This is a genomic window from Vibrio sinensis (assembly GCF_003605645.1).
In the GTDB taxonomy this organism is placed as follows: domain Bacteria; phylum Pseudomonadota; class Gammaproteobacteria; order Enterobacterales; family Vibrionaceae; genus Vibrio; species Vibrio sinensis.
Window position 1 is genome coordinate 44,863 of the sequence record NZ_QVMU01000025.1, and the last position, 14,787, is coordinate 59,649.

General features: G+C 41.8%; 11 protein-coding genes. 6 read left to right on the top strand and 5 right to left on the bottom strand.

Translation table 11 applies throughout. The annotated features are described in order from the left end of the window. Window positions 1-46 precede the first annotated feature (46 nt). Window positions 47-1,012 (top strand): Wzz/FepE/Etk N-terminal domain-containing protein, encoded by a 966-nt coding sequence (locus tag DZ860_RS19320; RefSeq protein WP_120034412.1) that lies wholly within the window; start codon window positions 47-49, stop codon window positions 1,010-1,012. A gap of 109 nt (window positions 1,013-1,121) precedes the next feature. Here the strand turns inward: DZ860_RS19320 and DZ860_RS19325 are convergent, their stop codons facing one another. Together DZ860_RS19325 and DZ860_RS19330 are read right to left on the bottom strand one after the other, a co-directional pair. Further along, window positions 1,122-1,571, bottom strand: a complete 450-nt coding sequence (locus DZ860_RS19325) for a hypothetical protein (RefSeq protein ID WP_120034414.1) — start codon at window positions 1,569-1,571, stop codon at window positions 1,122-1,124. Next, window positions 1,525-2,211: a winged helix-turn-helix domain-containing protein gene (locus DZ860_RS19330; protein WP_120034416.1), complete on the bottom strand. Its 687-nt coding sequence runs from the start codon at window positions 2,209-2,211 to the stop codon at window positions 1,525-1,527. The genes DZ860_RS19325 and DZ860_RS19330 overlap by 47 nt, the downstream gene beginning before the upstream one ends. Before the next feature lie 426 nt (window positions 2,212-2,637). Here DZ860_RS19330 and DZ860_RS19335 point away from each other — a divergent pair, with 426 nt between their 5' ends. From DZ860_RS19335 to DZ860_RS19355, 5 genes are all read left to right on the top strand, one after another. Further along, on the top strand, window positions 2,638-3,900 hold the full coding sequence (locus DZ860_RS19335) for an extracellular solute-binding protein (RefSeq protein WP_120034418.1): 1,263 nt from the start codon (window positions 2,638-2,640) through the stop codon (window positions 3,898-3,900). A gap of 194 nt (window positions 3,901-4,094) precedes the next feature. After that, entirely contained in the window at window positions 4,095-5,012 is a 918-nt protein-coding gene (locus DZ860_RS19340; RefSeq protein ID WP_120034420.1) for a carbohydrate ABC transporter permease, read from the top strand. Next, window positions 5,012-5,827, top strand: a complete 816-nt coding sequence (locus DZ860_RS19345) for a carbohydrate ABC transporter permease (RefSeq protein ID WP_120034422.1) — start codon at window positions 5,012-5,014, stop codon at window positions 5,825-5,827. Before DZ860_RS19340 ends, DZ860_RS19345 begins: the two co-directional genes overlap by 1 nt. Before the next feature lie 13 nt (window positions 5,828-5,840). Continuing rightward, entirely contained in the window at window positions 5,841-8,939 is a 3,099-nt protein-coding gene (locus DZ860_RS19350) for a beta-galactosidase (protein ID WP_120034423.1), read from the top strand. 101 nt (window positions 8,940-9,040) lie between these two features. Continuing rightward, window positions 9,041-10,138: an ABC transporter ATP-binding protein gene (locus DZ860_RS19355; RefSeq protein WP_120034425.1), complete on the top strand. Its 1,098-nt coding sequence runs from the start codon at window positions 9,041-9,043 to the stop codon at window positions 10,136-10,138. A gap of 309 nt (window positions 10,139-10,447) precedes the next feature. Here DZ860_RS19355 and fbpC read toward each other — a convergent pair whose 3' ends face one another. The 3 genes from fbpC to DZ860_RS19370 form a co-directional block, all read right to left on the bottom strand. Then, window positions 10,448-11,506 (bottom strand): ferric ABC transporter ATP-binding protein, encoded by a 1,059-nt coding sequence (fbpC, locus tag DZ860_RS19360; RefSeq protein WP_120034427.1) that lies wholly within the window; start codon window positions 11,504-11,506, stop codon window positions 10,448-10,450. An 18-nt stretch (window positions 11,507-11,524) separates the two neighbouring features. Continuing rightward, a complete protein-coding gene (locus tag DZ860_RS19365; protein WP_120034429.1) occupies window positions 11,525-13,609 on the bottom strand; it encodes an ABC transporter permease in 2,085 nt (694 codons plus the stop codon). A gap of 67 nt (window positions 13,610-13,676) precedes the next feature. Continuing rightward, on the bottom strand, window positions 13,677-14,711 hold the full coding sequence (locus DZ860_RS19370) for an ABC transporter substrate-binding protein (protein ID WP_120034431.1): 1,035 nt from the start codon (window positions 14,709-14,711) through the stop codon (window positions 13,677-13,679). Window positions 14,712-14,787: the final 76 nt, after the last annotated feature.

Sequence of the window (14,787 nt, forward strand, 5' to 3'; positions counted from 1 at the left end):
CCATTCACAAAGTATGAGCTTCGTAAGAAGCTCTATTGAATTGACTATGAATCAACAAAATTTATCTCAAGCAAGTATTGAATATACGCAATTACAAAATTTCTCTTCAAATGATGATGAAATAGATCTTCGAGAACTATTTGCTGAATTATGGCGAGGTAAGTGGTTAATTGTATTAGTAACGACGCTATTTGCTATTGGTGGTGTTGCATTTGCACTCTCACAGCCGAACACATACCAAGCCTCTGCAACCTTGGTTGCGATTGGGGAAGAAAAAGGGGGCGGCCTTGCTTCAATGGCGGGGCAATTCGGCGGCTTGGCTTCCCTTGCTGGTATCAATTTAGGTGGTGGAGGAACGAATACAAAAGATCTTTCGTTGGCAGTATTGAAGTCTCGACAATTTGTAAATGCGTTTGTAGATAAGCATGGGCTGCTACCTGATTTAATGGCGGTAGAATCTTGGAACGCAAAGAGCGGCCAAATTACTTATAACGACGAACTTTATGATGCAGGCGAGCAAGTATGGTTGGTGGACCCAGAGACAGAGGAATCATTGAAACCGACAGCCTGGGAGGCATATAAAGTGTTCTCTAAAGCAATATCGGTATCTGAGGCCAAAGAAACGGGAATGGTGACGTTGAAAATTACCCATTTCTCACCAATTATTGCAAAGCAATGGGTTGAGCTTTTGATTCAAGATTTGAACCAATGGATGAAACAAGAGTCATTACACGATACGCGTAAAAATATCGCATATCTTGAAGACCAATTAGAGCGAACCAATGTTGTTGATATGAAAAACGTATTTTACCAACTCATTCAAGAACAAACCAAAGGTTTGATGCTTGCCGAAGTCAAAAATGAATTCGCTTTTAAAACGATCGATCCAGCGGTTATCCCTGAAGAAAAAGCGGGGCCAAAACGAGCGTTAATTTGCATTCTAGCTACATTGCTAGGAGGAATGCTCAGCGTTGCGATTGTGTTGGTAAGGTACGCATTCAAACGAGATTGATATGCAGATAAAAATCTGAGCGTCACACTGGATGTCATTCAGAAGTTATCAAAATAGACTTTATTTCAATCATTACCCTGTAGGGCTTTAGCACAACGGGGTAAATGATTTACAACAAACATATCATAGTCGCTTGATATAAATTCATATTGGTTCGACCTCTAAAGGTTAAACGACATGTTTCATCTAATGCATAACTACGACGACGATAAATATTAATGTTTTCTTCATTGTCGGACAAATCAATGTTAGCTCTATCGTTATATAATAGATATGTATTATCAGTAATATTTCTAAACGTCAGTGGAAAGAATGCATTCAATTCATTAGCACTATTTCCCCCTGGTTCATAATAAGTCGCACTTGAATTTATTGTATTTAAGAATTGTGTATTGAATATTGACCAGTGATTCTGTGGCGTTTCAATTGTTCCCATCCATTCTGTTTTTTGGCTGTTAACAGCGAAGAATAAGATAGCATTAAGGCTGAATAAACTGATTGATAGTAGGCCACTATTTGCAGTTAAGTAGTTGATGTTCTTTGATGAAAATACAGTCATAATTTCCGATTTTTAGGATGGTTTGGCCATTTATTTTTTTAGTGTATGGATAAGGTTCAGATACACCAATATTTTTATAAACATTCTTGTAGTATACAGCGGACAATAGAATACCTATTTGCAATACTATAAAAAGAGTGAGTGATAAATTTAAAAACAATAATGCGTTCTTTTTTGTTATATGTTTTTTAATTGAATCAAATTTGTTTCTTCTACTTTTTATTTCGTCATCATTTCGGTCTTTAGCATTGTTCACACTATCATTGATTGAAGTATCTAGCTCATTAGTTACGTGTTCCAAAATGGGTTCTGTAACGCTAAAATTGAGTTTATATCCGATCCCTGGTTCATTGACGATGATGTGTTTGTTTTTGTCATTGAAAACTTGTCGAGTTCGAATAATTAATTGAGGTAAGCTTTCCGCGGAAATATGTTTGGTTTGCCAGACTTTTTCAATAATCTCATCTCTATTTAATGTCATAGGATGAGCGTCAAGTAAACAACATAATAATGTGTATTGCTTATTTGTCAGAATTCCGACTTCATTATAAGCATCTTCTTTGCTTAAATCTTGTTGAAATAGAGTGCGAGATTCTTTTTTCCAGTAAAAATCGCCCAATTTAAGATATGTCGTGTTCATGGAGCTAATCTGTACCAATATAGCGCTCTCGCGTCAGGGGGGCGCATTATACGCATGATTTTATAAGTTGCAATTACTAGTGCTCTTTTCGACTAAGTAAGAAGTGTACTTTTCTCGCTGGAAGTTGCTTGCTATTTAGCCAAGTGGCTATTTTATTCATTTCTCTTTCTCTTTCTCTTTCTCTTTCTCGCTGTATTTCACGTCTCAGTACTCTCCAAGTTGCTTATTCCTTAAGTTGCTTATTCGCATCAGTGATCTATCGCCCACTTTTCCTCTTTTTTATCAATACATTACCGAATGCGAACGCCGTTCTCATTAATAGTTAAGGCGAAATGTTAATCTCTTTATGTAAACGTTTCCACGCTTGGTGGTTTGATAGGAATGGTGTAACGGGGCATGTTCCCGTATAGGAAGAGAATCTGAATTATGAAGAAACCAATGGTTAAAGGACTTGTAGCATCATTAGTGGGCCTTGCCTGTTTTAGTCAGTCTGCCTTAGCGAAAGACATTACGGTATGGGCGTGGGATCCAAACTTCAACGTAGCAATCATGCAGCAAGCGGCTGATATCTATGAAGCGAAGAACCCTGATGTAAATATCGAGATTGTCGAATTTTCTAAAAACGATGTAGAACAAAAGCTGCATACCATGCTTGCTTCTGGTGTTACATCGGCGCTGCCAGATGTCGTTCTAATAGAAGATTATAACGCGCAAAAATACCTACAATCATACCCTGGTTCGTTTGCAGCGATGACGGATAAAATTGATTACTCTCAATTTGCACCGTATAAGCGCCGAATTGTGACTGTCGGAGAGGAAATCTACGGTTTACCATTTGATACAGGTGTCACAGGGTTGTTTTACCGAACGGATATTCTTGCTCAAGCGGGTTTTGGACACGATGATCTGAACAATATTACTTGGGATCGCTTTATTGAAATAGGTAAGCAAGTTAAAGAGAAAACTGGCGTTTCTTTGTTGGCGACCAATCCATCGAATGATTTTCGCTTAATTCGCTTAATGGTGCACAGTGGCGGTACTTGGTACTTCAACGAAGATGGTTCATTTAACATCAAGAATAATGAAGTCGTAAAAGAAAGTGTTCGAGTTTTCCGAGATTTGAACTTGGCTGGCGTCGTTCGCCCTGCGCTAGGTTGGTCTGAGTGGGTAGGTGCTATCAACAACGGTGATGTAGCAACCGTTACTAGTGGCGTCTGGATTACTCCATCGGTAAAAGCGGGTAAGGGGCAGGAAGGTAAATGGGCTCTTGCTCCAACACCGAGATTGAATCTTGATGGGGCGGAAAATGTCTCAAACCTTGGAGGCTCAAGTTGGTTTGTGCTTAACGCATCTAAAGAGAAATCGACAGCGATTGATTTCCTCAACACCACTTTTGCTAATGACAAAGAGTTTTATAACGCCATTCTTAAAAAGCAGGGGGCGGTAGCGGCTTATCTACCAGCGGGTAATACAGACGCTTATCAAACGGAAGAAGCGTTCTTCAAAGGACAAAAAATATATTCTGACTTTAACAAGTGGGTGGCTGAAATTCCATCAGTTGATTACGGAATGTACACTTATGAAGTTGACGCTGCACTTTCAGGGCAAATGCCATCCATCATGCAAGGGTTGCCAATTGAAGAAGCGCTTGAACGCGTAGAGCAGCAACTTAAATATCAAATCCAATAGTAAATCCAATAACCATTCCAGTACCTTTGCCGGATTTTTCGGTAAAGGTACTTTATCTATACAAAACAACTTGAAGATGTAGTCAGACGATAATCGAACAAGGCCTCTGAGCATAGATGAACGATGTGATGAGGTTGTGAGTGTCAGTTACCGCAACTTCCAGTGGGACAGGTATATTCTATTTGGTGTGATGTATGAGTGAAATTGTTAGTAAAATTACGTTAGATAAAAAAGCGAATAAAAATAGCTTTCAGAGACTCTACAATAAGAATGGTTGGTTTTTTGTATTACCGGCCGTTGTTTTAGTTTCTCTATTTATGATCTACCCGATCATTAACTCTCTTTGGATGTCTATGCATTCAGGGCGTGGCGTGATCGTAAACTTTGTTGGTTTCGATAACGTCATTCGCCTTTTTAATGATCCTGTTTTTATTAAAGCGTTATCCAATACCTTCATCTTTTTGATTGTCCAAGTGCCAATGATGGTGCTGCTATCTTTAGCACTATCTTCTTGTTTAAATTCACCTAATCTAAAATTTGTCGGTTTTTTTAGATTGGCGATATTTCTCCCTTGTGTGACGTCGCTTGTTGCCTATTCGATCCTATTTAAAAGTATGTTTTCCTATGATGGCATCATGAATTCATTCTTAATCTGGGTCGGTATCATCTCCGATCCTATCCCATGGTTGTCGGATCCTTTCTGGGCTAAAGTGACCATTATCATCGCTATCACATGGCGATGGACGGGTTACAACATGATTTTTTTCCTTTCTGCGATGCAAAATATCGATAAATCGATTTACGAAGCTGCAAGAATTGATGGTGTCAGTCCGATAAAACAATTCTTTTTTATAACCGTGCCGTTATTGAAGCCAATCATTTTGTTTACGTCAGTGATGTCGACGATTGGTACGCTGCAATTGTTTGATGAAGTGATGAATATTACGGCTGGTGGACCGGGTATTGAGACACTGACTCTATCAATGTACATCTATGATTTGTCGTTTAAATTTGTGCCTAATTTTGGTTATGCCGCAACGGTCTCTTATGTGATTGTATTTTTTGCTGCCATATTTGCCATGCTGCAATTTAGAGTGGCGAGGGATAAATAATGAGTAATAAAAATAGATTCATGCGTATGCTGATGTATGTTTTTCTTTCTATCTCAGCATTGGTGTCGTTGTTCCCATTTTATTGGATGATTGTTTCCAGTACGAATACAACGACGGACATTAATATCGGTAGATATACATTCGGTGATCAACTGCTAACAAATTTGATCAATTTGAATGAGCAAGTGGATTTATGGCTGATTTTCTATAACACCTCAAAAATAGCCATTATTAGTACGCTGTTTACCTTACTTGTCTCTTCTATGGCTGGCTATGGCTTTGAAGTTTACAAGAGCAAAACTCGGGACAGAGTCTATAGCGCAATGTTATTAACCATGATGATCCCGTTTGCTGCATTAATGATCCCACTGTTTACCTTAATGGCTAAAGCGGGCTTACTCGATACGCATCTTGCTGTGATGCTTCCAACCATCGCATCGGTGTTTATTGTCTTTTATTTTCGCCAGTGTACCAAAGCGTTTCCGTCAGAGTTGATTGATGCAGCAAGGATTGAGGGAGTCAAAGATTGGAAAATTTACCTTTACCTCTATATGCCGGTGATGAAAACCACATATGCGGCCGCATTTATTATTGTCTTTATGACTTCATGGAATGCCTTTTTGTGGCCTCTGATTGTGTTGCACTCAACCGAACTGAAAACAATCAACTTAGTGCTTTCTTCCTTGGCATCAGCTTACTTACCTGATTTTGGCATCGTAATGGTGGGTACGGTATTGGCAACCATCCCAACGCTTGCCGTATTTTTCTTGATGCAAAAGCAATTTGTCGCCGGTATGACTGGCGCAGTGAAATAATGAGATGTATGAAATGAGAACATTTAATCAAATACTGTCTGCTCGCGAATGGGAAAATCAACATATTACCCATCACAATATTGTTGACGCACATGCGCCTTTGAATGCTTTCCATAGTGAGTTGGCTGCTCAACAAAATCAGCCATCAGAGCACGTTCGTTCACTTAATGGTGATTGGAAATTTAAACTCTTGGCTCGCCCAGAGTTGGTTGAAGAGTGTTTTACTCAAAGTACATTCGATGATGGTGCTTGGGATTCAATTTCGGTTCCGAGTAACTGGCAGCTGCAAGGCTTTGATAAGCCGATTTACACTAATGTGAAATACCCATTTGCTGATACACCACCTTATGTGCCACAAGATAACCCAACCGGCGTATATCGTTTATGTTTTGATATCAAAGAGTCTGATTTACAACGACGTAATACAATTACATTTGATGGCGTCAATTCTGCGTTCCACCTTTGGTGTAACGGCACTTGGATTGGTTATTCGCAAGATAGTCGTCTTCCTGCGGAATTTGACCTCTCAGACACGTTGAAAAGTGGGGAAAACCATCTGGTTGTGATGGTACTTCGCTGGTCAGATGGTTCGTATTTAGAAGATCAAGATATGTGGTGGCTGAGCGGTATTTTCCGTGGTGTCACCTTACGTTCTAAACCTTTAGTTGCGATTGCAGATGTCGAGATTAAAACCGATTTAGATGCTTGCTATCGCGATGCCACGTTAAACGTTGTCACAACACTTAGCGTGAAACAATCGCCATTTACCATAGCGATTGAATTGTTTGACGACCAAGGTCACAGTGTATTTGGTAAGCAGCCTGCCAAGTGTGGGATGCGTTTCATCGATGAAAAAGGGCCTAAAGACGATGTTTCAGAGCATCAAGTTCTGATTGAAAACCCTAAGAAGTGGAGCGCAGAATCACCTAACTTGTACCGTTTGGTGGTGTCTTTGATTGATGAAGACGGTCAGTTGGTTGATTGTGAAGCGTATAACGTTGGTTTTCGTTGCGTTGCTATCACCGATGGACAATTAAAAGTTAACGGCAAAGCGGTTTTGTTCCGCGGAGTTAACCGACACGAACATCATCCTGAAATGGGTCATACCATGACTAGGGAGGGGATGATTGAAGATATCAAGTTGCTTAAACAGTACAACTTTAACGCTGTGCGTACCGCCCATTATCCGAATGACCCGTTGTGGTATGAATTGTGTGACCAGTATGGCTTGTACTTAGTTGATGAGGCGAATATTGAAAGTCATGGTCAATTCCCAATGTCTCGACTTTCGGATGATACGACTTGGCTTAATGCGTATATGCGTCGTATGACTCGCCTGGTTGAACGTGATAAAAATCATCCATCAGTGATTATCTGGTCGCTTGGCAATGAGTCAGGAATTGGTTATTCCCATCACGCCATGTATCAATGGACTAAACAGCGCGACCCGTCTAGACCGGTTCAATATGAGGGTGGTGGTGCGGATACCAAAGCGACTGATATTATCGTGCCTATGTATGCTCGTGTTGACCGCGACCAGCGATTTGCCCCTGCGCCTGAAGTTACCCCTAAGATAGGGATTAAGCGATGGTTGAGTTTACCTGGTGAAGATCGCCCACTGATTTTGTGTGAGTATGCCCATGCCATGGGCAACAGCTTAGGTAACTTTAATAAATACTGGCAAGCATTTAGAGAGTACCCGCGTCTTCAAGGCGGATTTATTTGGGACTGGGTTGATCAAGGCATCACAAAAACAGATGAGAACGGCGTTAAATACTGGGCTTATGGTGGTGACTTTGGTGATGTAATTAATGATCGCCAATTTTGTATTAACGGTTTAGTTTTTCCTGACAGAACGATACATCCCACTTTGTTAGAAGCGAAAAAGGCACAACAATTCCATCAAATCACATTGCGCTCTGCTGCACCGATCGTGATTCGAGTTGAGAGTGAATACCTCTTTATTTCACCGAACGATGAAGAACTTCGATGGTCTATTACAGAAAATGGCGTCACTCTTGAGCAGGGAACGCTTCCTTTGTCGATTGTTCCTGAAAGCTATCTTGATATTTCCATTGCTGACACATTACCACGAACCAAGATTGGCGCTGACTATCATCTAAATATTGAAATAGTTAAAACCCAAAGTAACGCTTGGTCAGAAGTTGGGCATGTAATTTCTATTGAGCAACTGACGTTGCCGAGCCAACTTGGGTTGGCCGCTGATTCCTATAATAGTTCAGGCTTTCCTAATGTCACACTAGAGGGTGATCAAGTTCGTTTAACTGCAGGGCTGCAATCGATTTATTTTGATGCTACCAGTGGCTATTTGACCTCATGGAAAATAGAGGAAACAGAGCAACTACGACAAGCGCCAAAAGATAACTTCTACCGAGCACCATTAGATAATGATATTGGCACCAGTGAAGCGAATACGATTGATCCGAATGCGTGGCAATCTCGCTGGGATGAGGCGGGTCTTTCTCAATTGAGTGTTGAGTGTGTTCACTTTGAACACTTTGCACGTCAGCATTGTTATCAGGTTGAATCGAGTTATCAGCATACTTATAACGGTCAATTGGTGTTTGAAACGCTATGGATTTATCAAGTCTACGGTGATGGAGAAGTGAAACTCGATGTCACGGTTAATGCCGCTAAAGGATTACCACCATTGCCTCGTGTCGGATTGGAGTTGGCGTTATCCCCATCGATTGAAAGCGTGAATTGGTATGGAAGAGGGCCATTTGAAAACTACCCAGATCGCAAGTTAGCCGCGCATATTGGTTGTTATCAAACATCAATAGATGAAATGCATACGCCTTATATTTTCCCAACAGATTGTGGACTGAGAACCGATGTAAAACAGAGCCAAATTGGTGCGCTAAGCATTATGGGTGACTATCAGTTATCAGTGAGTCGTTTTGAGACCAGCGTAATGAAAGCCGCTAAACATACCAATGAATTAGTGGATAGTGGCAAGTTATTTGTTCGCATTGATGGAGAGCATATGGGAGTGGGTGGTGATGATTCATGGACACCAAGTGTTCACGATGAGTTTAAGCTGACTAAATCCCAGTATCGCTATCAACTTGCCTTACGTATGACGGCATAGCGGTATCTATCGATGAAGTAGGGTGAGCTATTGCCCTACTTATGAATGCCTTGGACGACATTAAACCGTCAGTAAGGTAAGAGAATTTAAAAGGATAAGACATGGCTGATATTAAGCTTTCCAATATCGTTAAAAGTTATGGTGATGCGACGGTTATTCATGGCGTCGATTTAGAGATTAAACAGGGTGAGTTTGTTGTTTTCGTTGGGCCGTCAGGTTGTGGTAAATCGACACTGCTGAGATTGATTGCTGGCCTTGAAGAAATTACTGATGGCGTTTTAGAAATTGATAATCAAGTCGTCAATCATATCGACCCCGCAGAGCGTGGTATTGCGATGGTGTTTCAATCTTATGCCCTCTATCCACATCTCACTGTGGCAGAAAATATGGGCTTTGGCATGAAGATGAACGGTCGCCCAAAAGCTGAAATTAAACAGCGAGTCGATGCCGCAGCAAAAGCACTGCAACTAGATCATCTGATGGACCGTAAGCCAAAAGATATGTCCGGAGGCCAACGTCAACGGGTGGCGATAGGTCGTGCAATCGTACGTAATCCGAAAGTCTTTTTGTTTGATGAACCATTGTCTAATTTGGATGCAGAGCTGCGTGTTGAAATGCGCCTTCAGATCGCGAATCTGCATCGAGAATTGGAAACGACCATGGTATATGTAACCCACGATCAGGTCGAAGCAATGACGCTAGCCGATAAGATTGTGGTGTTACGTGATGGTCGAGTCGAACAGGTAGGGTCGCCATTGGCGCTCTATAATCATCCTGCGAATGAATTTGTGGCTGGGTTTATCGGTTCACCAAAAATGAATATGTTACCTGCGAGCGTTGTAGAAGTCGGTGAGAATGACATCACTATTCTATTGCCTGATTTACAAACGGTGACGGCGAAAGTAATGACTTCCAATATTAAAATCGGGGATCAAGTGACATTTGGCCTTAGACCGGAGCATATTTCATTAGATGACAAAGGCAAAGAGAAGCTCCACTTTTTGACTCAAGATGTCGAGCGCTTAGGAAACAGCACTTACTTATTTGGCGAGGTCGGCGGCTTTAGTAACTATCGTGTGCATGTTTCTGGCGATTTTAATGTCAATCGTGGCGATGAACTTAACTTAAGTTTTAATGCGGACGATTGCCATATTTTCTTTGATTCATTATGTATTTCGAATCTAGCTCACTTTGAGTGATAACGTGTGTTTAACGGGTATTTATATTCGCACTGACATTCGCGTGGATACTGGTCAATTTTTAGAAGCTCTTTGTTGAAATACGAAAGTACATAGTGTGAAACACGTTATTGAGAGACTTTGCTGAGATACGTTATTGAGATAAAACAAAAGGCCACTTCCTATCATAGGTCGTGGCCATTTTAATTTTATACCAAAGCCTTGTTATACCGCCAGATTGCTATTCAGTCAGATTGCTATACCAGCGGATTGTTATACTAACAAATTGCGATGCCAAGGCACTTCAAGTTCATTCGAGTATAATGCGAATTAATTCAATGTATTGGGCAGTATAAATACACCACTTGGGTTAATCGTTAGATAAGCATGATCGCTGCAATCGGTATTAAACTGCGCAGAGTTAAGTTGTAATAGCAATTCATGTCCTTGCCATTGCACCATGACTTCAAACATTGACCCCATATAAGCAATGCTAGTGACTTGGCACTGTTGGCAAGGGTGACCCTCATCAGCCAATAAAATCGCCTCTGGTCTTACGCCAATATCATACTCACCCGGTGCGATACCTTGTACATTCTCAGCTTGGGCAGGCATGCCATAGCCATGAATATCAATCGTGGTGCCATCGAAGTGACCTCGAAACATATTGGCTTCGCCCATGAAATTAGCCATGAACATTGAAGTTGGGTGTTTATATAAATCGGTCGGAGAGCCTTGCTGCATAATATCGCCATCTTTCATTACAATCACAGTATCAGACACAGCAAATGCTTCTGCTTGGTCGTGGGTAACGTACAAGGAAGTGATATTAAAACGCTGTTGAAGCTCACGAATGGTCTCGCGCATGTTACGGCGTAAGTTGGCATCTAGGTTACTTAAAGGTTCATCAAATAGCAGAACCTTAGGTTTTAAAACCAAAGCACGTGCTAAAGCGACCCTTTGTTGTTGTCCTCCTGAAATCTGATCGACGAAACGTTCGCCAAACCCTTCTAGATCGACAAGTTTTAATGCCTCATTAACTCGCTGGTGGATCTCTTGCTTCTCTAGGCCCAACATCTTCAATCCATACCCCACATTTTCTTGCAAAGACATATGAGGAAAGAGCGCATACGATTGAAATACCATACAGATATCACGGTGTTGAATTGAGGTATTGGTGACGTCTTCGCCATCAATAAATATTTGACCACCGCTCGGTTTTTCTAAACCTGCAACAAGGCGTAGTACGGTTGTTTTGCCACAACCAGAGGGGCCCAATAGCGTAACCAAACTGCCTTTTTTAATCTCTAAATCCAAATTACCGATGACGGTCTTGTCGCCAAAGCGTTTGCAAACGTTTTTAAGTACTACAAAATTTTCATTTGCCATGAGTTCTATCTCCAGTTGCTACTCTTCGTTATTGGCTTTGGAACGCGAAACGCGCGCTTCACCGACGAGGAAATCAAAAATCAAAATAATCGCGAGCATGACCACAATCAAAATAGAACCATACGCAATGGCAATACCGTATTCGCCATCTTCAACACGATTTAGAATGTAAGAGGTCGCCACTCGAGTTTCGGGAGTGACCAAGAAAATAATCGCACTCACAGTGGTCATCGCACGAACGAAGCTGTAGATCAATGTCGACAATATTGCTGGTCTTAGTAATGGTAAGAGTATGTGAGTAATGGTTTTGAACGAATTCGCTCGTAAGCTCAGAGATGCTTCATCAAGGGCCTTGTCGAGTTGTCCTAACCCAGCCACACCAGAACGAATACCGACAGGTACATTACGCATCACCATCGAGATAACCACGATAGCTGCCGTTCCGGTTAAGTAGATCGGAGCATCGTTAAAAGCAAGGATGTAAGAAACACCAGCAACGGTTCCCGGCACGGCGAAACAAAGCATGGTTGAAAACTCGATAACTTTTTTTCCTTGGAACTGCTGACGCACTACGATGTAGGCGATAAGTAAACCAAAGAAAGCGGTCAGTGGTGCAGCAACGCCAGCATAGATCATGGTCGTGATCAACGATGGCCACGCGCCTTCACTCATACCGTTACCAAACAGGTGCAGATAGTTAGCGAAAGTTAAGCTGTAATCGACGCCCCAGTTGACGGTGAAGCTACCGTAGATAATGCTGCCATAAAGTAGGATGTTAAATGCCATCCAGAAATACAACAGAGCAGAAACTCCATGTTTAAGCGAGGTTGGAAGCGGTTGCACATCACCTCGATAAGATTTGCCAGAAATCGTCACATAGGAACGTTTGCCAATCCATAAGTATTGCACAACAAATATTGCTAAAGAAAACAGCAGTAATACCGCGCCTAGTGTACTTGCTGATGCATAGTCGAGCTGTGCGCCAGCGATATAGAAATAGATCTGTGTAGCAAGAACATCGAAGCTACCACCAAGGACGAGTGGGTTACTAAAATCAGCCAGTGATTGAACAAATATAATTAAGAAACTGTTGGCTAACGCTGGCTTAAGCAGCGGCATGACGATCTTAAAAAATGTCTGATAGCGATTGGCTCGTAATGTGTAGGACGCCTCTTCTAGTGATGGGTGGAGTGACTTCATCGCGCCGTCTAGGATCATGAAAGACATTGGTGCAAATGCGAGTACCTGCGCCATCCAAATTCCCGTAAAACCATATAGCCAGTTGGTTTGCTGTAGGCCAAACCATTCAGACATAAACTCGGTAATGTAACCAGAACGACCAAGCATTAAGGTTACTCCGAGACCGACAACAAATGGTGGTGTCACAATCGGCAATATAGAGAAAATACGCGCAATAAAAGCGCTTCGTTTAGCGATACGCGTTGTGTAGATGGCGAAGATCAAACCAAAGAATGTTGCAGCCACACCGACAGAAATCCCCAGCCAAACTGAGTTCATGATGATCTGAAGGATATGAGAGCGAGTTAAGATTTCAATAAACTGCCATGCCACAAAGTTTCCCATATCGTCTTGAAACATGGGCACAAATATCGCAAGGCTAGGGAAAATGATAAAAGTGGTAATGAGCAAGACTATCGAAATGAGCGAGCCGATAACGAAAGTGTCACCGCCCAAGTACTCTAATCGAGATAGAGCCAATGTCATGACTGCGCCGAGTACGATAAACAAAACAATAGTGGCATAGCCCATGCCTTGTTCGGTATACCACGACGAGACGACTGTAAAAAGCATACAGAAAGCAGCATAGCCAATATCAAAACGATGACGTTGTGTAGCGTATTTGTTTTGGGCTTTAGTTGGACGAAATAGCAGAAGCGCGGGTAGGGTAAACCATAACCACGAAATATTGGTGCCGCTCCAACCCATAGCTTGACGAAACTCATCAGATGTTGAATCTAATAAGCCATAGTCGAGAGCAAAAACGGGCAGAAGAATGAAAGCGGCGACTAAACTAAAGATCCAATAAAAGATAGGATCACGTTTCGCGGCGCTAGGGTGAGTTTGTGCGGCAAGTTCGTTCATAATAATTACCTAGATTCATGAGCGAGAATTGAGGGTGATGAATCTCTCATCACCCCGAATGATGGATTTATTGGCCCATCTTGACCACATTTACCCACTTGTTGATGAGGCGTTTACGTTCATCAGAAGAACCATATTTATCCATGTCGTAATTGATTAACTCTAACGTTGTTGGATCTAATGCATTCGGTGACTGTGTTGCGTTTGTATTGGTTAGGATTTGGAACGATTTGCCTTTTTGCCATGCGGTTTCTTGGCCTTCTTTCGATAACACAAAATCGACGAATTTCTTCGCGTTATCTAAGTTTCGAGCCCCTTTAATAATACTCACACCGCCAATTTCGTAACCAGTGCCTTCACATGGAGAGATAAGTTCCAATGGCGCGCCTTTTGATTGCTCTAGTGAGTAGTCATGTAGGAAGCCGATACCAATCGCAATTTCACCACGAGCAGCATTACGCGACGGAGTTACGCCTGACTTGGTGTATTGTGAAACGTTTTTATCTAGCGCTTTGAAGTAATTAAATGCTTTATCTTCATCCCATAGCTGAATAAAGGTAGCTAGAGCAGTGTAGGCTGTGCCTGAACTTTGCGGATCAGAAATTTGAATTTCTCCAGCATATTCTGGTTGAGTCAGATCTTCCCAGCAACGAGGAATCGGTAGCCCTTTTTCAGCCAAACGATCTTTGTTCACGCCAAAACCGAGGATGCCCATGTATACAGCAGAAGAGTAGTTACCTTTGCGTTTTGCTGGGTCTTTAAAGTCATCCATGATGAATTCAAGTTGCGGAGACTGATACGCATGCAGCAAGTCCATTTCTCCACCTTGTGATTGTGGATCTAATGTGCCGCCATACCAAACGTCAGCGCGAGGATTCTTTTTCTCAGCATCTATTTTGGCAAGCGTACTACCAGAACCATTGCGAACGAATGATGTTTTTACATCATACTTCTCTGAGAATGCTTTGGTTTCTGCTTCACACATTGCATTGGTGGCACTGCAATAAACGACGAGGCGTCCTTCTGCCATAACTTGAGGGGCAGCGAATGCCGAACCAAGAATACAGGCCGCAAGTAGGCTGCGTTTTGTTCTAACTTTCATGTTATTTCCTCTTGTTGTTTCCAACTTGTAGGGTTGGGTAAGTTGTTGTGCTAGTGCACCAACGAGAGGAATAAAA